Origin of the sequence: Humibacter sp. RRB41 (assembly GCF_022761015.1) — a bacterium.
GTDB lineage: Bacteria > Actinomycetota > Actinomycetes > Actinomycetales > Microbacteriaceae > Humibacter.
The window spans coordinates 1-17,847 of record NZ_JAKWJQ010000005.1; the positions used below are offsets into that span (position 1 = coordinate 1).

General features: G+C 66.4%; 19 protein-coding genes. 11 read left to right on the forward strand and 8 right to left on the reverse strand.

Translation table 11 applies throughout. The features are described 5' to 3' along the window. Positions 1-241 precede the first annotated feature (241 nt). Together MJ603_RS13645 and MJ603_RS13650 are read right to left on the reverse strand one after the other, a co-directional pair. Entirely contained in the window at positions 242-442 is a 201-nt protein-coding gene (locus tag MJ603_RS13645; RefSeq protein ID WP_243064292.1) for a hypothetical protein, read from the reverse strand. Positions 443-613: 171 nt separating this feature from the next. After that, positions 614-871: a hypothetical protein gene (locus MJ603_RS13650; protein ID WP_243064293.1), complete on the reverse strand. Its 258-nt coding sequence runs from the start codon at positions 869-871 to the stop codon at positions 614-616. A 284-nt stretch (positions 872-1,155) separates the two neighbouring features. On the opposite strand from MJ603_RS13650, the gene MJ603_RS13655 reads away from it, so the two are divergent. From MJ603_RS13655 to MJ603_RS13675, 5 genes are all read left to right on the forward strand, one after another. Beyond that, a complete protein-coding gene (locus MJ603_RS13655) occupies positions 1,156-1,872 on the forward strand; it encodes an MgtC/SapB family protein (protein WP_243064294.1) in 717 nt (238 codons plus the stop codon). A gap of 95 nt (positions 1,873-1,967) precedes the next feature. Further along, a complete protein-coding gene (locus tag MJ603_RS13660) occupies positions 1,968-2,150 on the forward strand; it encodes a hypothetical protein (RefSeq protein WP_243064295.1) in 183 nt (60 codons plus the stop codon). A gap of 44 nt (positions 2,151-2,194) precedes the next feature. Continuing rightward, on the forward strand, positions 2,195-3,253 hold the full coding sequence (locus MJ603_RS13665; protein WP_243064296.1) for a sensor histidine kinase: 1,059 nt from the start codon (positions 2,195-2,197) through the stop codon (positions 3,251-3,253). Then, positions 3,250-3,876 carry a response regulator transcription factor gene (locus MJ603_RS13670; RefSeq protein WP_243064297.1) on the forward strand — a complete coding sequence of 209 codons (627 nt, stop codon included), beginning with the start codon at positions 3,250-3,252 and terminating at the stop codon, positions 3,874-3,876. The genes MJ603_RS13665 and MJ603_RS13670 overlap by 4 nt, the downstream gene beginning before the upstream one ends. A gap of 63 nt (positions 3,877-3,939) precedes the next feature. After that, positions 3,940-4,248, forward strand: coding sequence for a DUF3467 domain-containing protein (locus tag MJ603_RS13675; protein ID WP_243064298.1), 309 nt, complete (start codon positions 3,940-3,942; stop codon positions 4,246-4,248). Positions 4,249-4,269: 21 nt separating this feature from the next. Here the strand turns inward: MJ603_RS13675 and MJ603_RS13680 are convergent, their stop codons facing one another. Further along, the gene (locus tag MJ603_RS13680) at positions 4,270-4,752 is read right to left on the reverse strand and encodes a DUF805 domain-containing protein (protein WP_243064299.1); all 483 of its coding nucleotides are present in this window, start codon (positions 4,750-4,752) and stop codon (positions 4,270-4,272) included. Between the two features lie 46 nt (positions 4,753-4,798). Then, the gene (locus tag MJ603_RS13685; RefSeq protein WP_243064300.1) at positions 4,799-5,077 is read right to left on the reverse strand and encodes a hypothetical protein; all 279 of its coding nucleotides are present in this window, start codon (positions 5,075-5,077) and stop codon (positions 4,799-4,801) included. Between the two features lie 135 nt (positions 5,078-5,212). Between MJ603_RS13685 and MJ603_RS13690 the strand changes: the two genes are divergently transcribed. Both MJ603_RS13690 and MJ603_RS13695 read left to right on the forward strand, forming a co-directional pair. Beyond that, positions 5,213-6,028 carry an inositol monophosphatase family protein gene (locus tag MJ603_RS13690; RefSeq protein ID WP_243064301.1) on the forward strand — a complete coding sequence of 272 codons (816 nt, stop codon included), beginning with the start codon at positions 5,213-5,215 and terminating at the stop codon, positions 6,026-6,028. Between the two features lie 64 nt (positions 6,029-6,092). Then, the gene (locus tag MJ603_RS13695; RefSeq protein ID WP_243064302.1) at positions 6,093-6,503 is read left to right on the forward strand and encodes a DUF6855 family protein; all 411 of its coding nucleotides are present in this window, start codon (positions 6,093-6,095) and stop codon (positions 6,501-6,503) included. 11 nt (positions 6,504-6,514) lie between these two features. On the opposite strand, the gene MJ603_RS13700 is transcribed toward MJ603_RS13695, so the two are convergent. Both MJ603_RS13700 and MJ603_RS13705 read right to left on the reverse strand, forming a co-directional pair. Continuing rightward, positions 6,515-7,558 carry a LacI family DNA-binding transcriptional regulator gene (locus MJ603_RS13700; RefSeq protein WP_243064303.1) on the reverse strand — a complete coding sequence of 348 codons (1,044 nt, stop codon included), beginning with the start codon at positions 7,556-7,558 and terminating at the stop codon, positions 6,515-6,517. A gap of 75 nt (positions 7,559-7,633) precedes the next feature. After that, complete coding sequence (locus tag MJ603_RS13705; protein ID WP_374230927.1) at positions 7,634-9,394, reverse strand: alpha-amylase family glycosyl hydrolase; 1,761 nt, start codon at positions 9,392-9,394, stop codon at positions 7,634-7,636. A gap of 299 nt (positions 9,395-9,693) precedes the next feature. Between MJ603_RS13705 and MJ603_RS13710 the strand changes: the two genes are divergently transcribed. The 3 genes from MJ603_RS13710 to MJ603_RS13720 all read left to right on the forward strand — a co-directional run bounded on the left by MJ603_RS13710 (position 9,694) and on the right by MJ603_RS13720 (position 13,595). Further along, positions 9,694-10,956, forward strand: coding sequence for a maltose ABC transporter substrate-binding protein (locus MJ603_RS13710; RefSeq protein WP_243064304.1), 1,263 nt, complete (start codon positions 9,694-9,696; stop codon positions 10,954-10,956). 66 nt (positions 10,957-11,022) lie between these two features. Continuing rightward, on the forward strand, positions 11,023-12,708 hold the full coding sequence (locus tag MJ603_RS13715; RefSeq protein WP_243064305.1) for an ABC transporter permease subunit: 1,686 nt from the start codon (positions 11,023-11,025) through the stop codon (positions 12,706-12,708). Further along, positions 12,708-13,595 (forward strand): sugar ABC transporter permease, encoded by an 888-nt coding sequence (locus MJ603_RS13720; protein WP_243064306.1) that lies wholly within the window; start codon positions 12,708-12,710, stop codon positions 13,593-13,595. Before MJ603_RS13715 ends, MJ603_RS13720 begins: the two co-directional genes overlap by 1 nt. 139 nt (positions 13,596-13,734) lie before the next feature. Here MJ603_RS13720 and MJ603_RS13725 read toward each other — a convergent pair whose 3' ends face one another. Together MJ603_RS13725 and MJ603_RS13730 are read right to left on the reverse strand one after the other, a co-directional pair. Further along, on the reverse strand, positions 13,735-15,231 hold the full coding sequence (locus MJ603_RS13725) for a glycoside hydrolase family 43 protein (protein ID WP_243064307.1): 1,497 nt from the start codon (positions 15,229-15,231) through the stop codon (positions 13,735-13,737). Beyond that, entirely contained in the window at positions 15,228-16,544 is a 1,317-nt protein-coding gene (locus MJ603_RS13730; RefSeq protein ID WP_243064308.1) for an ABC transporter substrate-binding protein, read from the reverse strand. Before MJ603_RS13730 ends, MJ603_RS13725 begins: the two co-directional genes overlap by 4 nt. Positions 16,545-16,731: 187 nt before the next feature. Here MJ603_RS13730 and MJ603_RS13735 point away from each other — a divergent pair, with 187 nt between their 5' ends. Then, complete coding sequence (locus MJ603_RS13735) at positions 16,732-17,769, forward strand: LacI family DNA-binding transcriptional regulator (RefSeq protein WP_243064309.1); 1,038 nt, start codon at positions 16,732-16,734, stop codon at positions 17,767-17,769. Positions 17,770-17,847: the final 78 nt, after the last annotated feature.

Genomic DNA, 17,847 nt, shown 5'->3' on the forward strand with positions numbered 1-17,847 from the left:
ACTTTAAGCACAGCGACACGGTTCTTCGACACCCGCCAGCCTGTCGCATATGTCGCGACTCACCTGTCACGTATCACCTGTCACCTATGTCGCGACCCCCGGCACCTCACTCGCCACAACCGCCGAGAGGCCCGGAATCACGCGGAAGTAGCGTGTCTGGGCCCCTCGGCATTTCAATGCTCGACGGGTTCGGCGAAGTCTCGCGTGTGCAGCGTGCAGGCCGCCGCAACGCATCAGCCCGCTAGAGCCGACTGCGCTGCTCTGCGCGGTCCAACGCGAGCGCGCCCAGACCTGCGGCGACGATGACGAGGCCGACGACGATGGTCGCGGCCCCGTTGAAGAAGGCGAGCACGAACCCGGCGATGGCGACGATGACGCCGATCACGAGCCCTGCGACGCCGATCACCCACATGGGGCTGGTGTCCTTCGGCTGGCGACTCACGCAGCCGATCGTACCGCCGGCGCCTATGGGTGGGCGTTCTCGAGCATTCGGGCGGTAGCTGTCCCATAGCCGTGGCAGGCAGCAGGATGCTCGCCCCCGCTCAGGAGCGGGACGCCAGGGCCGGTTCGGCTTTCGCTATCCCGCCCCAGCGCCTCGCCAATCGGTGAAGACCTACCACCCAGTGGTCAGGGCAACGGTCGCCCAGAACCCGCAATGGTGGGCGGCCGCGAAGTCCGTCTTCACGTGCGGTGTCGGTGCGACCAGCGAGAGCATCGTGTGGTGCAGGATGTCGAACTTCGGCCAGTGCTGAGCCGCGGTGGCGGGAGCTCCGACGGCCGCGAACTGCGTCCACGAGCCACGCATGGTGCGTGAATTCGATCGAGCGGATGCGCCATCTGCCGCCGTGCCCTTCGTAGGTCTGTTGCGCATACCCGCGTCTTCAACGACGCGTAGCGGCAGAGGCGTGCCTGCAGCCCGTGGAGGCTTTCGACGATGACGAGCCTTTCCAGGTCGCGCGCGTCGTCGGCGTCGCCGGGAGTCACTCCCGCAGTTGCTGGCCGGCGGCCTCGCGCACGATGTACTCCGCGTACCAATCCGGCCAGTTCTCGTCTTCGTGACCGATGCTCTTCTCGTGCTCACCGTGCGCGACGGCGGCCCGGCGCAGTGGCGCCGCGCATCGCTCTCCGCGGCCACACGTCTAGCCTGGATCAGTCATGGTTCATCTCGTGGTCGATTCCGTTCCACCGTTCGAAGGTCAGGGCTGCCTCCAGCTGGGAGAGCTGGCTCTCGCGTTCGTGCTGAGTTCACTGATCGGACTCGAACGTCAGCTGCGTGGAAAGAGCGCCGGCCTCCGCACGCAGGCGATCGTCGGCACGGCATCCGCTCTTTTCCTGCTGGTGAGCAAGTACGGGTTCACTGACGTGCTTTCCGATCACGTCGTGCTCGACCCGTCGCGCGTGGCCGCGCAGATCGTCACCGGAATCGGATTCCTCGGTGCGGGCCTCATTCTCACCAGAAGAGGCACGGTGCGCGGGCTGACGACCGCGGCATCCGTGTGGGAGACCGCTGCGATCGGCATGGCAGCGGGCGCCGGGCTCTGGTTGCTCGCCCTCGCGGTCACCGCACTGCACTTCGTCGTCGTGTACGGATTCACCGCGATCACCCGACACCTGCCAGGCGGACGGGAGGCCGAGTTGGAGGTCGAGGTCGTCTACCAGGATGGCAAGGGCCTGTTGCGCGACGTGCTGGGCGCGATCACGACCAGTGGCTGGGTGGTGAGTCGCACCGAACCTCACCAGGCCGAAGGGGGATCGGTGACGGTTCTTCTCGAGCTGAACGGACCGGAGAAGACCGACACGCTTCTCAGCGCATTGAACGCCATCGACGGCGTCCACAGCATTCAAGTGCTGGCGGAGAACGACCTCGAGTAGTCCGCAACTCTCGTCCTCTTGCACCCTTCGGTACATGCGGCGGAGCGCCGGCCATCTCTACCTTCGTAGTGAGGGCACCGATCGGGAGGGCGCACATGTCTGAGGACACCACACCGAACACGACAGCGGCACCGCAGACCGCTGCCGAACCGGCCATCCGCTTCGGCTACGCGAGCGCTCCGCTGCTGCCGGCCACGATCTCGGTCGACCTCACGGCTCTCGCCGAGGCTGCGCTCGCACGTTCCAGGGGCGGCGCGTCGACGAGCGGTGCTGCGTGAGCTGGAGCCCTCGCATCGAATCCGCAGATGCTAGTCTCCGCGGAGTGAACGGCAGCACTCTGACGGATGTCCGCGCAGGCATCATGCGCAGCGTGCGAGACGCGCTTCACGAGCACGGCAGTCGCCTCAGCGAGGGCGGCACGTTGGATCCCGCATTCGAGCGACAGGCGATCGCCATCCTGGCAGAGGCGACGGCCTCGATCGCCGATGGAAGCGGCGAGCATCTGCCGCCGACCACCGCCGATCTACTGGAGCCGCGACATCTCGAAGCGCTCGGCCGGCTGCGCGCCGGACAGGACAGCCATCCCGCCGAGAGTCTTCTCGCGGCCGAGGTGCTGTTCGATCAGGCGATCGAGCCACTGGCATCCTGGGCGGAGCTGCTCCAGCCACCCGTTCGTGCGGTGCGCGTCGCGAGGATCCTGCACCACGCCGTGTTCCGCCGCTTCCCACCCGGCGCCGTCGCCTACACGCAGGCCATGCGCGAGCGACTCTCCACCGCCCATCAGGAGAGCCGCTTTCGGCTCTCGCGTGATCTGCACGACCGGGTGGCGCACGGCATCGCGGCGGGCATCCAGCGCATCGAACTCAGCTCGCTGAACGACGGCGAGGATGCCTCCGACCTCTCGGCCGCAGCGCACACGTTGCGCCAGACCCTGATGGACGTGCAGAACATGGCACTCGATCTTCGACAGCTCGTCGGCTCCCGCACCCTCGAGAAGGCGATCTCCGACTACGCGGCGGAGACGTCGACCATGCCGCCTCGCGTCGTGGTCTCCTCCGCCGGACCCTCGAGACCGCTGACGGCGTCGACCGCCGAAGAAGTCTTCATGATCGTGCTCGAAGCGATCCGCAATGCACGCACCCACGCGGTCGGCGCGACGATGGTGTCGGTGGGCATCGACTGGCGCCGACGCACCCTGGCGGTCACGATCGCGGACAACGGCCCTGGCTTCAGCCACGACGATGTCACGACCGGATCGATCGGACTGCTCGACATGCGCGAACGCGCCGACTCGATCGGCGGACGCCTGAGCATCGCCACCTCGGCCGGTCCCGGCACAGTGGTGCGGCTCACGATCCCGCTCACGGATGCCGACACATGACCGGCCGCATCGACGTCGGCATCGCCGACGACCACGACCTCTTCCGTGAGGGCCTCGTCGCGCTGCTCGGGCGCGACTCCCGCCTGCGCGTCGTCGGACAGGCATCCGACAGCCACGGCGCACTCGAGCTCGTGCGGGCGCGGCATCCGCTCGTGCTCCTGCTCGACGTGAGCATGCCAGGCGATCCCGCACGCATGACGATCGCCAGGGTCAAGCGCATGCAGCCCGACCTGCGGGTGGTGGTGCTGACCATGCATCAGGATGTCCGCCTGCAGTCTGAACTGCTCGCCGCCGGCGCCTCCGCATACCTGACGAAGACCGCGCCGAGCAGCGACGTGGTCGCGGCGATCCTGCACGCGGCGACCACCGACTCGCCTCAGATCCCGCCCGGCGCGGAGGAGGGGCACAGCGACCTGTTGTCCGAGCGCGAGTACGCGGTGCTGCGTCTGATCGCCCAGGCGTACTCGAACAAGGAGATCGGCGCAGAGCTGAGCATCGCAGAGGGCACGGTGAAGCGGCACGCGAACAACATCAACATCAAGCTCGGAGCGACCTCGCGCATCGACGCGGTGCGCAAGGCGACCAGGCTCGGCATCCTCCCCTCGCAGGCGACGCTCGGTTGATTGCACGGCGCGGTGGGCCCGGTGCGGGGCACCGCCTAGGCTCGCTGTGAATGAGGAGGCGCAGTGGCCGACGAGCAGGGCGACGTACCCACCCAGATCAACTTCGAGATCCCGCCGGAAGTGGAAGCAGGTGGGTTCGCCGACTTCGCCAGCATCTGGCATACCGACAACGTGTTCGTGCTCGACTTCGCATCGCTTCGGGGCCCAGCCACCGAGACTCGTGACGAGCACGGCAACGCGCAACGTGCGGTCAACGCTCGCGTCGTCACGCGCATCCGCATTCCGCCCGAGCAGGTGTTCGAGCTGGCGAAGGCGCTCACCCGTGAACTCGAGCTGTGGGAGCAGCAGACCGGCCGAACGGCCACGCCGTAGCGCGGAACGTATGCGGCGGACTCACACCCGGTCGAACCGTTTGCCGTAGCTCTGCCTGGGCAGCACAGCGAAGATGACGCCGATCACCACCCCGAAGAACGGGACGATGACGAGCAGCACCCACCACCCCGACAGGTTCGCGTCGTGCAGGCGGCGCACGAACACGGCAACGCTCGGCACCAGCGTCGCCACCGCGTAGACGAGGTACACGATGCCGATCACCGTGCTCGCCGGGGTGGGGCGCGGATCGGACGGGTCCGTGATCGCGTTCACCATCTCGACAGCGATGCCGACGACGAGGAAGACGACGATGGCCAGCACGGCAGCCCACCAGAACTCGCTACGGCTCGCACGTCCGTGGAAGACCGCGTACTTCGTGAAGAAGCGTTTGATGCCCTCCTGCGGAGTGGCACGGTAGATCGGCTTGTCAGACGGATGCCGTGACGCGGCGATCTCCGCAGCATCCACCGCGTCTTGGTCGTAGTCGTCGGATTGGCTGGTCACGTACGCAATGCTGGCACAGCGAGAGTCGTGGGCGCGCTCGCATCGCTCAATCGATCACGCGGATGAGTTGCCATGCACCGCCGTCGGCGCATCGCACGTCGAACACCCTGGTGTCCCCGTCGTCGCTGGATCCCTGGAACCGCCACCCGCTCAACGGTGATGGCGGATGCGTGAGCGCCGGATTGAACAGCAGGTCGGCACCCGGGCCCAGGCGAGTCGGGGTGTCAGTGACGCGATAGCGGCGACCGGCCCAGAACATCCGTGTCGGCGCTCCCCCAGGGTTGACCCAGACTGCGACGATGTCGGTGGTATGAGTGATGCTCACGGCATGCCTCCTCGAATTGACTCGAAGAAATATTCGATGAAGGGAGCATAAGTCGGGCTTGCGCGACACGCCAAAGAGAATCCCGGGCACGGGTCGGCTACGGAGCGCCGAGGCGCACGGCCTAGCATCGAAGGCATGCCCGACGTGAACGCAGAGCTCCTCGACCTGGCCAGATCGATCGCGTTGGAGGCAGGCGAACTCGTGCGCTCCCGGCGTGAAGAGGGCGTCGAGGTCGCTGCAACCAAGACTGCGCCAGAGGACATCGTCACGGCTGCCGATCGCGAGTCGGAGAATCTCATCCGCGGCCGCATCGCCGCGGCACGCCCCGACGACGGGTTCTTCGGCGAGGAGAGCGAGGCGACGGCCGGCAAGAGCGGGCTGACCTGGATCGTCGACCCGATCGACGGCACAGTGAACTACCTCTACGGCATCCCCGACTACGCGGTCTCGATCGCGGTCGTCGAGGGCGACCCTGACCCGAACACGTGGCGCGCACTGGCCGCCGCCGTCGTGAAGCCCGCCACCGGCGAGGTGTTCACCGCCAGTGCGGGCGGCGGCGCGTACCTCGGCACGTCCAGGCTGCAGGTGGCGACCGGCAAGCAGCTCTCGCTCGCCTTGGTCGGCACGGGATTCTCGTACGACTCGCGGCGACGCGGGTTGCAGGCCGAGGCCGTGAGCGGGCTGATTCCGCGAGTGAGGGACATCCGTCGCATCGGTTCGGCAGCACTCGACCTCTGCAGTGTCGCGGCCGGCCGGCTGGATGCCTACTACGAGAAGGGCCTGAAGCCCTGGGATCACGCGGGCGGCGCGTTCGTCGCCTCCGAGGCTGGTGCGAAGGTGACGGGTCTTCACGGTGTTCCCGCCAGCCGCGCCCTGACCATCGCGGCTGAACCAGGGCTCTGGGCTCAGCTCGAACCGATCCTGGACGAACTCGGCGTCGTCGACCGCTGAGCTCTGCTCAGGTCTACCGTTGCAATGACGGTGTCGACGGGGACCCGTCGAAGGGGGTGTTCCGATGGCCGACGCAGCGAGCGCACAAGGCGAGGGAACGAAAGAGAATCCGTGGCGCCTGAAGACGGCACCCGGGTCGTCCGACTACACGATGTACCGAGATGGCGACGAGCTGGTCTGCCAGGTCGGCTCGACGCAGTTGCGCTACCGGGGGAGCGCGATCGATGATCTCGCGGAGTGGCTGCGCTCGCAGGGCGACTGGGTTCCGCTCGGAGCAGCGGACGAACAGAAGCCGGCGGCCGACGGCACGGTCGAGGCGTGGGGACGGTCGGAGGCCAATCCGGTCGGCGGATGGTACGGACTGCGCAAGGGCTACCGGGGTCGATTCGGCATGTACCTGCCGCCGCTGCTGGAGCGGCTGGGACTGGTCGAATTGACGCACGACGCGCGCAACAATCGCGTTCGCGCGTTGTAGCTCCCGTGGTCTCAGAACACGCTTGACGGTCGGGCGTCCGCTTCGGCCGGACGCGCCGTGCTTGATCGCACGATCAGCTGGAACGGCAGCTCGGTGTCGAGCGCGGCGGGCGCACCCGCATCCGGCATCAGCTCGCCCATGAGCACATCCACCGCAAGTTCGCCCTGCTGACGTGGGAACTGCGCGACTGTCGTGAGGCCGAAGAACTCGGCGAGCTCGTGGTCGTCGATGCCGACGATCGACACGTCACGGGGAACGCTCAGGCCGAGGTCGCGGGCGGCGAGCAGGCATCCGATCGCCATCTCGTCGGATGCCGCGAAGATCGCGGTCGGGCGGTCGTACGGCCGACCCAACAGCTGCTTGCCCGCCGCGTAACCACCGTTGATGGTGAAATCGGCCGGCTGGTAGAGATCGTCCCTGATCGGCAGGTTCGCCTCATGCATCGCCCGCTCGAACCCGCGGCGCCGTGTCGACCCGAGGTGGAAGTCCAGGTCGAGCTCGACTGCGCCCCCGACGTGCGCGATCTGCGTGTGGCCGAGCGAGATCAGGTGTTCGGTGGCCAGCTGCGCGACGGCGACGTCGTCGAGGGTGAGCGTGCGCACCCCGGGTATCGGGCCGCCGATGCCGACCATCGGCTTGTGGATGTCGAGCAGCCGCTTCACCTCGTCGTCGGTGAGTTCGAGCGCGACGGCGATCACGGCATCCACTCGCTTGCGCAGCAGGAAGTGCTCGAACACGCTGCGCCGCGGCTCCTCGCCGCCGCTCAGGTTGTAGAGCGTCAGGTCGTAGCCCTTGCTCAGCAGCGCCGCCTCCGCGCCGTCGACGACGGACGAGAAGTACCAGCGCGACAGGAACGGCACGACCACCCCGACGTTGCGGGTACGGCCGGATGCCAGGCTCGACGCGTTCGACGACACGACATAGCCGAGTTCGGCTGCCGCGGCCTGTACGCGCTCGCGCGTGGTGGGGGAGACGTGGCCGTTGCCGCTCAGCGCACGCGAGACGGTCGCGGTCGAGACGCCGGCGAGCCGGGCGACCTCTTCGATGCCTGCCATCGCCTCACCTGCGTCCGTGCCGGGACGTGTGCCGGCGCACTCCTGCCGTCATCGTACCGGCGAGTCGAGCACGACTCAGAATGCCAGCCACACGGTCGTGTCGACCGGCAGTTCGCGACCTTCCAGGGGTTCGCTCGAGACGATGACGTCGCCGTCGGGCAGCGGCACGGATGCCTGCCCCAGGTTCGCGATCACCGTCACGTCGCCGTTGCGGAACGCGACGACCTCGTCGCCGAGGCCATCGACCCAGTCGAGCGTTCCCGCCCCGAGCGAACGTGCCTCGCGCTCCGACAGCAGTCGTTCGTACAGCGACAGTGTCGACTGCGGATCCGTCGCCTCGACGTCGCGGGCGAGCTTCGCCCACTCTGCAGGCTGCGGGAGCCAGCTCGCGCCGGTCTCGTTGAACCCGTATGACGGGCCGTCGGCGGTCCAGGGGATCGGCACGCGGCATCCGTCACGCCCATAGCGCTCGCCGTTCGTGCGGAACCAGGTCGGGTCCTGTCGCGCCGAGTCCGGCAGGTCGATCACCTCGGGCAGACCGAGTTCTTCGCCCTGGTAGAGGTAGGCGGAGCCGGGCAGCGCCAGCATCAGCGTGGTCGCGGCGCGGGCGCGGCGCAGGCCGAGAACGGCGTCAGGCCGGAAGGGTGTCTTGGGGCCGAGGCCGTGGCCCTGCGGACTCTCCTCGGAGAATCCGAGCCGGGTAGCGTGGCGCACGACGTCGTGATTCGACAGCACCCAGGTGCTGGGCGCACCGACCTCGCCGAACGCCTCGAGGGAGTCGTCGATCACCTTGTGCAGCGCGTCGGCGTTCCACGGCGTCTCGAGGTACGAGAAGTTGAAGGTCTGCTGCATCTCGTCGGGCCGCACGTAGCGGGCGAGCTTGGCGGGCGGGCTCACCCACGCTTCGCCGCACAGCGCGCGGTCGCCGTCGTATTCGGCGAGCACGTTGTGCCAGTCGCGGAAGATCTCGTGTCCGCCCTCCTGACCCCAGAACGGTGCGCCGGGCGGCTCGTCGCTGATGTCGGGCTCGAGCGTGACGCTCGCGCCGCTCAGCGATCCCTCGTGCTCGGCCGGCGTGTAATCGGGCAGACCGGCGACCTTGACCATGCCGTGGGCGACGTCGATGCGGAATCCGTCGACACCGCGGTCGAGCCAGAACCGCAGAATGCCGCGGAACTGCTCCCACACCCACTGATCCGCCCAGTTGAGGTCGGGCTGCGAGGTGTCGAACAGGTGCAAGTACCACTGGCCGGGAGTGCCGTCGGGGTTCGTGATGCGCGTCCATGCGGGACCACCGAAGACGGACTCCCAGTTGTTCGGCGGAAGGTCGCCGTTCTCCCCCTTGCCGTCGCGGAAGTAGTAGTGCTCGCGTGCTTCGCTGCCCTCTGCGGATGCCAGCGCGGCCTTGAACCAGGCGTGCTCCGACGAGGTGTGATTCGGCACCAGGTCGACGATGACGCGCAGGCCGAGCTCGTGGGCGGTCGCGAGCATCCGATCGAAGTCGTCGAGCGTGCCGAAGAGCGGGTCGACGTCACGGTAGTCGGCGACGTCGTAACCGGCGTCGCGCTGCGGGGAGGTCATGAACGGAGAGAGCCAGATCGCGTCGACGCCGAGCGTGCGCAGAGCAGGAAGGTGCGCGGTGATGCCGGGCAGATCGCCGACGCCGTCGCCGTTTCCATCGGCGAAAGAGCGCGGATACACCTGGTAGATGACGGCGGTGCGCCACCACTCCTTCTCGCCGGAGGGATGCGACTGCGCAGCCGTGCTCGTCGCTGTGGCACTGCTCGACGCGTCAGTGCTCGAAGGGGCAGTGCTCGAAGTGATTGGCGTGGTCACGAGTGAAGTCCTTGGTTCGTTTCGTTACATGCACGTGCACCGCAATGTTCCCTCATTGCACGTGGTAGTGGGAGCCACTGTACGAGAATCATGCAAACGCTTGCAATGCATTCATTCGTAGTATCTCCTTACATTCTGCGGATTGTCATGACCTCGGCCACGATTCGGTAACGCCGTTTGGAATTGATTGCAAGCGTTTGCTATAGATGGAAGCGCTTGCATCCCCTCGGGAGATCGGCCCTCTCCTTCCGTGCGACGGCCGCCCCGCTCCCTCTCACAGATACACGAAAGGCACACCAATGACGGTGACACCCAGCAGCAGCGCGTTCAGCCGCCGCACGTTCTTCGGGCTGGCCGGAGCAGGGCTGACGACCGTGGCGCTTGCGGCCTGCTCGGCCACGCCGGATTCGGGCGGAAGCACGTCCGGCTCCGGCCAGACCATCACGATCTGGCTCGACACTCAGCGTGCTCCGGCCATCAAGCCGATCGCCGCGAAGTTCAAGAAGGACACCGGCATCACGGTGAAGCTCGTCGTCAAGGACTTCGCGAACGTCGACAAGGACTTCATCAGCCAGGTTCCGACCGGCAAAGGCCCCGACCTGATCGTCAGCCCGCACGACAAGCTCGGCGCCTACGTGCAGAACGGCGTCGTGGCGCCGCTGCAGCTCGGCGACAAGACGAAGGATTACGCCGACGTGGCGATCCAGGCCGTCACCTACGACGGCAACGTCTACGGTCTGCCGTACTCGATCGAGAACGTCGCGCTGGTGCGCAACACGGTGCTCGTCCCCGAAGCCTCGGCCACGTTCGACGAGGTGATCGCGAAGGGCAAGGCGGCGCAGTCCAGCACCGTCAAATACCCGTTTCTTCTCGGCCTCGACCCGAAGCAGGGCGATCCCTACCACATGTATCCGTTGCAGACCTCGTACGGCTCGTCTGTCTTCGCACAGAAGACTGATGGGTCCTACGACGCCACGAAGCTCACCCTCGGCGACGCGGACGGGCTCACGTTCGCTGCGGCCGTCAAGCAGTGGGGGCAGAGCGGCATCCTGAACGCGAACATCACCGGCGACATCGCGCTCGACGCATTCGACAAGGGCCAGTCCGCGTACTACCTGACCGGTCCCTGGAACATTCCGGCCATCAAGAAGGCCGGCATCAAGTACGCGATCGACCCGCTGCCCTCGGCCGGCGGCGAGACCGCGAAGCCGTTCCTCGGCGTGAACGCGTTCTTCATCAGCGCGAAGAGCCCGAACAAGGTCGCGGCGACCAAGTTCCTCATCGACTACCTGGGCACCGACAGCGCACAGGAGGCCCTGTACAAGGTCGGCGGACGCCCGCCGGCGCTGAAGACCGCCTACGCCACGGTCGCGAAGACCGACGCCGACATCAAGTCGTTCGGCGACATCGGCCTGAACGGCGTTCCGATGCCCGCGATCCCCGAGATGGCGTCCGTCTGGGCGGACTGGGGCGCAGCAGAGCTGCAGCTGATCAAGGGTCAGGGCGACCCGACCACGGTGTGGAACACCGCGGTGACCAACATCGAGTCGAAGATCAAATAGCCCGTTCTGCGGGCGCGGTGGGGCCGGCGTCGAGCCGGCCCCACCCGTATGACACGAGGACCAGACATGGCTGACGACGAGGCCGGCACGCTGCAAGCGGAGCATGCGGACGAAGCGGAACCGGCATCCGTGCCGCGCACCGGCGGCAAGCCGCCACGGCGAAAGGGCAGGGGCGGAGCCGGGCGCGTGGACATCCAGCGCCTGAACGCCGGAGGCAGCGGCATCGGCGGCCTCCTCGCGAAGATCATTCTGCTGGGACTTCTCGACGCGATCGTGGTCTGGGCCGTCTTCGTGATGGCCGGGCTGCACATGTGGATCCCGATCGTGATCGTGCTGCTGATCACGGGTGCGATCAACTGGATCTACCTCGGCCGTGGCAAGCGACTCCCCGCCAAATACCTCACGCCAGGCGTCGTCTTTCTGCTGGTGTTCCAGGTGTTCGTCATCCTGTACAGCGGCTACATCGCGTTCACGAACTACAGCGACGGTCACAACGGATCGAAGACGGATGCCATCGCCGCGATCAGCGCGAACGGCCTGAAGCGCGTGCCGAACTCTGCAGCGTACCCGGTGAGCATCCTCGAGCGAGGAAGCCGGTTGTACCTGCTGGCGACCGACCCGAAGGACGGCACCGCGCTGCTCGGCACGACCGGCCAGCCCATGAGGGTCGTGAAGGATGCCACGTTCGCAGACGATAAAGCCACGAAGGCTCCCGGCTACACCACTCTGAACCTCGCCCAGGTGCTCGACCGGCAGGACGAGATCACCAGCCTTTCCGTGCCGCTCAGTACGGATCCGAACGACGGATCGCTCCGCACCGACGACGCGAGTACCGGCTACGTGTACCGTTCCGACCTGGTCTACAACCAGAAGGACGACACGTTCACCAACTCGGCGGGCACGGTGTTCGTCGACAACGGTCAGGGCGAGTTCGCCACCGAAGACGGCTCGAAGGCGCTGAGTCCCGGCTGGAAGATCGATGTCGGCTTCGCCAACTTCGCGAAGGCGTTCACCGACAGCCAGCTCGCGGGACCGCTGTGGCGCGTCATCCTGTGGACGTTCGCCTTCGCCATCCTGTCCGTGATCACCACCTTCGCGCTCGGCCTCTTCCTCGCGATGGTGCTCAACCATCCCAAGCTGCGCGGCAAGAAGATCTACCGGGTGCTGGTGATCCTGCCGTACGCGTTCCCCGCCTTCCTCTCCGGCCTGGTCTGGGCAGGCATGATGAACCCGGAGTTCGGCTTCATCAACCAAGTGCTGTTCGGTGGTGCCCAGATTCCCTGGCTGACGGATCCGTGGTTGGCCAGAGTCAGCGTCATCCTCGTCAACCTGTGGCTCGGCTACCCGTACATGTTCCTGGTCTGCACCGGCGCGCTGCAGTCGTTGCCTGAGGAGGTCGACGAGGCGGCCAAGGTGGATGGCGCGAGCCCGTTGCGCATCTTCCGTGCCATCAAGCTCCCGCTGCTGCTGGTCTCGGTCGCACCCCTGCTGATCGCGTCGTTCGCGTTCAACTTCAACAACTTCAACGTGATCTACATGCTCACCAGGGGCTGGCCGAGGTTCACCGACACGACGCTCGACATCGGGTCCACCGACCTGCTCATCACCATGGTCTACAAGATCGCGTTCGGTCAGGGCGGAGTGCGTGACTACGGTCTTGCGAGCGCGCTGTCGATCCTCATCTTCATCCTTGTCGCGGTGGTCTCGATCATCGCGTTCCGGCGCACGAAGGCACTCGAGGAGATCAACTGATGTCAGCAGCGCAGACGACGCGTCGTCGTCCCTTCAACCTCGGCCGTTGGTTCACGCAGACCGGGTGGCGGCACCTCGTGGCGATCGTGATGGTGGTGTTCGCCGTGTTCCCTCTTCTCTACGTGCTGTCGGCATCTCTCAACCCGTCGGGTTCGCTGGTCGGATCGAACGACCTGTTCCAGACGATCAACTTCGGCAACTACGTGAAGCTGTTCCAGAACCCCGACCAACCGTTCGCGCTCTGGTTCGCGAACACCCTCGTGATCGGCGTCGTCACGGCGGTCAGCACCGTGTTCCTCGGTGCGTTCGCCGCGTATGCGTTCTCGCGCATGAGGTTCACGGGCCGGCGCATCGGTCTGCTCTCGTTGATGTTGATCCAGATGTTTCCGCAGTTCCTCGCGGTAGTCGCCATCTTTCTGTTGCTCTCAGCGCTCGGCGACGTCTTCCCCGTGCTCGGGCTCGGCAGCCAGCTCGGCTTGATGCTCGTCTACCTCGGCGGCGCGCTCGGCGTGAACACCTATCTCATGTACGGATTCTTCAACACTGTTCCGATGTCGATCGACGAGGCCGCGAAGATCGACGGCGCGAGTCACGCGCAGATCTTCTTCACGATCATCCTGCGGCTGGTCGCGCCGATCCTCGCGGTCGTCGGGCTGCTGTCGTTCATCGCGACGACAGGCGAGTACGTCATCGCGTCGATCGTGCTGACCGACCCGAACACTCAGACCCTCGCGGTCGGCCTCTACACCTTCGTGTCGCAGCAGTTCTCGAACAACTGGTCTATCTTCGCCGCGGGCGCTGTGCTGGCCGCGCTGCCCGTGATGGTCGTCTTCCTGCTGCTGCAGAAGTACATCGTCGGTGGTCTGACGGCAGGTTCGGTGAAGTAGGCGCCCTTCTGCCCACTCCCCGCCACACCCTAAGCGTCGACCCGGCACTGAACTGTCGAGCCGGACCTCAATTCACGTGAATAGCGTGGCCGCTCGGCAATTCAGTGCCGGGTCGACGGGGACTACGGGAGCCGCCGGTTCAGGATGCCTCACCCGCGACGGACCCGAGGCCGCGGTAACCGACGCCGGTCACGCACGCACGCGAGCCTGCGGCTCCTGCCACGAACGGACCCCAGACGGTCCCGACGAAGCCGCCGGCGACCTCCGAACTCAGCACGGCTGTGTCGATCGGGACGGACGAACGGGAGCCGAGGCGGAATCTCACCTGCGCTGGATCGAGCTCGGCGACGACGGACAAGGTCTTCGCGTCGTCGACGGTCCAGCTGTCATGCTCGGTGTCCACACCGGCGACCCGCTCGATGACCCGTACGGAGCCGTCGTCCACCTCCGCGCGGATCGAGTACGTGTCGCTCTGACGAAGAGCCAGCCCGGCAATCGCACCCGGGGAGATCTCGGCGAAGTCCACGCGCATCCGTGCGGCGCGATGCGTCAGGCGATGGAACAAGCCTGAAGGTCGCCGCGGCGTTCCCGACGCGGAGACCGGAGTGGTGAGTACGACACCGTCTGCCGTCTCCTTCGCAAAGTCGGCGGCGCCGCGCACCGTGAGGGCGCCATCGGCGCGAGGGGGGTGCTGCGCCCAGACATCCGCCCGGTCGCCGACGTCGCGAAGCACGCCCTCACCGGGGTTCACCACCGGCCAGCCGTCTTCCCAGGTCACTTCGGCGAGGAAGGTCTCGCGTCCGAGGATGTGCCTGCCTCCGTCGACGCGCACGCCCAGGACGACAGCGGCCCAGGTTCCGTCCTGCCGCTCGACGAGGTCGGCGTGGCCGACGTTCTGCACGGGGTACGTGCCGCCGAGATGGCGATGCGTCAGGATCGGGTTGCGCGGGCATCCCTCGTACGGTCCGCTCACCGATCTGGAGCGTGCGATCACCACAGCGTGGTCGCGGTACGTGCCGCCCTCCGCCGTGAGCAGGTAGAACCAACCATCGCGCTCGAAGAGATGCGGGCCCTCCGACCAGACCGCGTCGCGCGCCGCGCCCCGCCAGACCACGGTCTCGTCGCCGAGGAGCCGGCCGGTCGCGACATCGACCTCGTGTACCCAGATCTCCGTTTGGCCCTCGAGCTCGGCTGGTTCCGCCGGGCGTGCAGCGCACCAGTACACGGCATCCCCGTGGAAGAAGATCGAGGGGTCGAACCCCTCGGCCCCCCTCACCCACACAGGGTCGGACCACGGACCGGACGGGTCGGAGGCGGTGAGGATGAACTGAGCGTCGGGGCCGCGGTCGACCTGCGATCCGACGAGGTAGTAGACGCCGTCGTGAAAGCGGATCGTCGGCGCATAGAGGCCACCTGAATCGCGCGCCGTTTCGAGACCGAATGCTTCCGGTCGGGTCACAGCCGAGCCGATCGGATGCCAGTGGATCAGATCGGTGCTTTCGTGCAGCGGGATGCCCGGCAGGTATTCGAAGGTCGAGTTCGCCAGCAGGTACCGGTCGCCGACCCGGCAGATCGATGGGTCCGGGTAGAACCCGGGCAGTATCGGGTTGATCGGGACGCGGCCGGGTGCGTTCACTTCTTCAGCTGCGACGTGAGCGTCGCCTGCAGGGTCGTGAGTGCCTCCTTCGGCGTGGCCTTGAGCGAGATGACCGACTGGGCCCAGGTCGTCATCGCTGGAGTGCTGTCGACGAGGGAGACGTTCGCGAACAAAGCCGTTCCGCCGGGAGCCGCCCAGGTCTTGCTGATCGGCTGCCAGACATCCACGAGCTTCACGTTGCTCGCGTTCGACTTGAACTCGGTCGTCTCTGCGATGGACTTGAGCGGAGGCAGACCGATGCCGGTGTTCTGCGTCCACAGCTTCGACATGTGCTTGTAGTAGTAGGTCATGAACGCTTCCGAGCCCTTCTGGCTTGGCGTGTTCTTGTACATCATGATGTTGTTCGGGAAGTACAGGGCGCCCTTCTTGCCTGCGGCGCTCACCAGAGGGTCGCCGAGCACGAGCTCCTGCTGCACGGCTCCCGTCACGTTCTGCGGCAGCCCCGGGACGTCGATACCCATCGCGCAGGTGCGGTTGCTCCATTGCGTGTTCGTGTTCGTGCTGGAGTAGCCGAGGTTGCCAGGATCGACGTACCCCTTCTTCACCATCTCGACCACCCAGTCGAGCGCATCGATGTTCGTCTGCGTCACGCAGTTCGGCTTCTGCTCCTCGTCGAAGAGTCCGCCGCCGTTGTTGATCAAAACGCCGGTCAGCGTTTGGAAGCTGTTGCCGTTGCTCGATGCGCTGCTCAGGCTGAAACCGTATACGCCGATCTTCTTCAAGGCCGCAGAGGTGTCCAGATAGCTCTGCCAGTCCGTCGGGACGTCAGCCCCCGCCTTCTCGAGCAACGCCTTGTTGTACCAGAAGACACGCATGTCGAGGTTGTAGGGGATCGCGACGTAGCCCTTGTCGGTCTTCATGGCATCGAGCAGGCCAGGGAGGAAGTCGTCGTAGAGGCCGTTGGACTTCCAGCTGTCGATGAGATGGTCCGCGTACGCGATCTTGTCCTGCGTGGCGAACTGGAACGCTTGCGTCCCGCCGCCTGAGCTCACCGCGGGACCCGTGCCTGAGACGACAGCGGAGGAGAACGTCTGATTGAAGTTCGACCACTGAATCTCCTGGTACGTGGCTGAGGGGAGCCCGCTCGCCGGCTTGTAGGCCAGGGTGATCTTCTTGTCGAGCGGGTTGAAGGCCGTTCCGCCCCACGGCATGTTCCAGAATTTCAGCGTTCCGCCGGATGCGCCGGAGCCGCCCGAACTGCAGGCGGCGAGAGCGGCCGAGGCGATACCGGCCGCGGCCACAGAGAGAAAGGTGCGCCGGCTGAAGGCGCTGGCGGGTGTCGACGTCGACATTGGTTCCTCCTTGCGGCGTGCGCCGCGTGTTCGTCGTTGAACGTGGCCGGTTGGACCACAAAACATTGCGCAATATGTGCGCCTGACTTTTCGATGCCTTCCGAACTATGCCCCGATATGTCTTTGTGTGCAACATATTCAAGGCCTCAAGATTTGCGCAAATCTCTGTTCGCCATAAGATGACCGCGTGCCTGACAAGAAACCTCGCGACGTGCGCCCGACGCTTGCCGCAGTGGCGGATCGTGCAGGAACAAGCATCCCGACGGTGTCGAAGGCGCTGCGCGGCGGCACGGATGTCGCGGCCGCGACCAGGGAGCGGATTCTGCGGGTCGCGTCGGAGCTCGGCTACACCCAGCCCAAGGACGTCGCGTCGGCGGCTGGCACCGAGCCGGGGCCGGGCCTGGTGGATTTCGTACTGGCGTCTGGCGAGAGCTCATGGACGAACCGGGCTCTCAGCGGTGTGGAGGGCGCGGCCAGCGACGCCGACCTCGACGTGGTGATCACGTTGGTGCGCCCCAACTCGGATTGGGCCGACCGTGTGCTGCGACGTGCGTCGTGCGGGACGATCCTGGCGGTCGTCGAGCCGACTCTCGATCAGTGGCGACGTTTGTCTGAGGCGGGAAGGCCGGTCGTGCTCCTCGACCCGATGGTGTCGCCGCCGCGGGGCGTCGGCAGCGTCGGAGCGATGAACTGGCAGGGCGGAAGGTCGGCGGCCGAACATCTTGTCGAACTCGGTCACACGCGGGTCGCCGTCATCGATGTCTCGGACGCATACGAGTACAGCCGCGCACGCCTCGACGGTTTCAGATCCGTATTGGCCGCAGCAGGGCTCGAGCTGGCTCCCGTCGACCATGTCCACGTCGGCTGGGAGCGGGATGCGGCGAGGGTCGCCGCCGTCAGCATGCTGTCGAGGCCCGGCCGTCCAACGGCTGTGTTCGCGATCACGGAAACGTTGGCGCTCGGCGTCTACGATGCGGCGGCGGAGCTGAAGTTGTCGATTCCCGGTGACGTGAGTGTGGTCGGATTCGATGATCTGCCCGAGGCGGGCTGGGCCTCCCCGCCGATGACGACCGTGCAGCAGCCGATCGCCGAGATGGCGGCATCCGCATTGCGTATGCTGCTGCGGATCGGTCGGTCGACCACCGATTCCGACGGCCACGCGCCCCGTGAAGAACTCGCCACGAGACTCATCGTGCGGCGTTCGACCGCACCTATCGAACCCTGACCGCACCCCGCCCTACCGCACCCCGCCATACCGCGTCGACCCGGCACTGTGTTGCCGGCCCGGCACTCGATTCACGTG

What these genes read in the sequence shown, in the direction of transcription:
- MJ603_RS13650 (WP_243064293.1), bottom strand. Translation starts at nt 871, where the DNA reads ATGCGCAACAGACCTACGAAGGGCACGGCGGCAGATGGCGCATCCGCT.
- MJ603_RS13655 (WP_243064294.1), top strand. Translation starts at nt 1,156, where the DNA reads ATGGTTCATCTCGTGGTCGATTCCGTTCCACCGTTCGAAGGTCAGGGC.
- MJ603_RS13660 (WP_243064295.1), top strand. Translation starts at nt 1,968, where the DNA reads ATGTCTGAGGACACCACACCGAACACGACAGCGGCACCGCAGACCGCT.
- MJ603_RS13670 (WP_243064297.1), top strand. Translation starts at nt 3,250, where the DNA reads ATGACCGGCCGCATCGACGTCGGCATCGCCGACGACCACGACCTCTTC.
- MJ603_RS13690 (WP_243064301.1), top strand. Translation starts at nt 5,213, where the DNA reads ATGCCCGACGTGAACGCAGAGCTCCTCGACCTGGCCAGATCGATCGCG.
- MJ603_RS13695 (WP_243064302.1), top strand. Translation starts at nt 6,093, where the DNA reads ATGGCCGACGCAGCGAGCGCACAAGGCGAGGGAACGAAAGAGAATCCG.
- MJ603_RS13700 (WP_243064303.1), bottom strand. Translation starts at nt 7,558, where the DNA reads ATGGCAGGCATCGAAGAGGTCGCCCGGCTCGCCGGCGTCTCGACCGCG.
- MJ603_RS13710 (WP_243064304.1), top strand. Translation starts at nt 9,694, where the DNA reads ATGACGGTGACACCCAGCAGCAGCGCGTTCAGCCGCCGCACGTTCTTC.
- MJ603_RS13715 (WP_243064305.1), top strand. Translation starts at nt 11,023, where the DNA reads ATGGCTGACGACGAGGCCGGCACGCTGCAAGCGGAGCATGCGGACGAA.
- MJ603_RS13720 (WP_243064306.1), top strand. Translation starts at nt 12,708, where the DNA reads ATGTCAGCAGCGCAGACGACGCGTCGTCGTCCCTTCAACCTCGGCCGT.
- MJ603_RS13730 (WP_243064308.1), bottom strand. Translation starts at nt 16,544, where the DNA reads ATGTCGACGTCGACACCCGCCAGCGCCTTCAGCCGGCGCACCTTTCTC.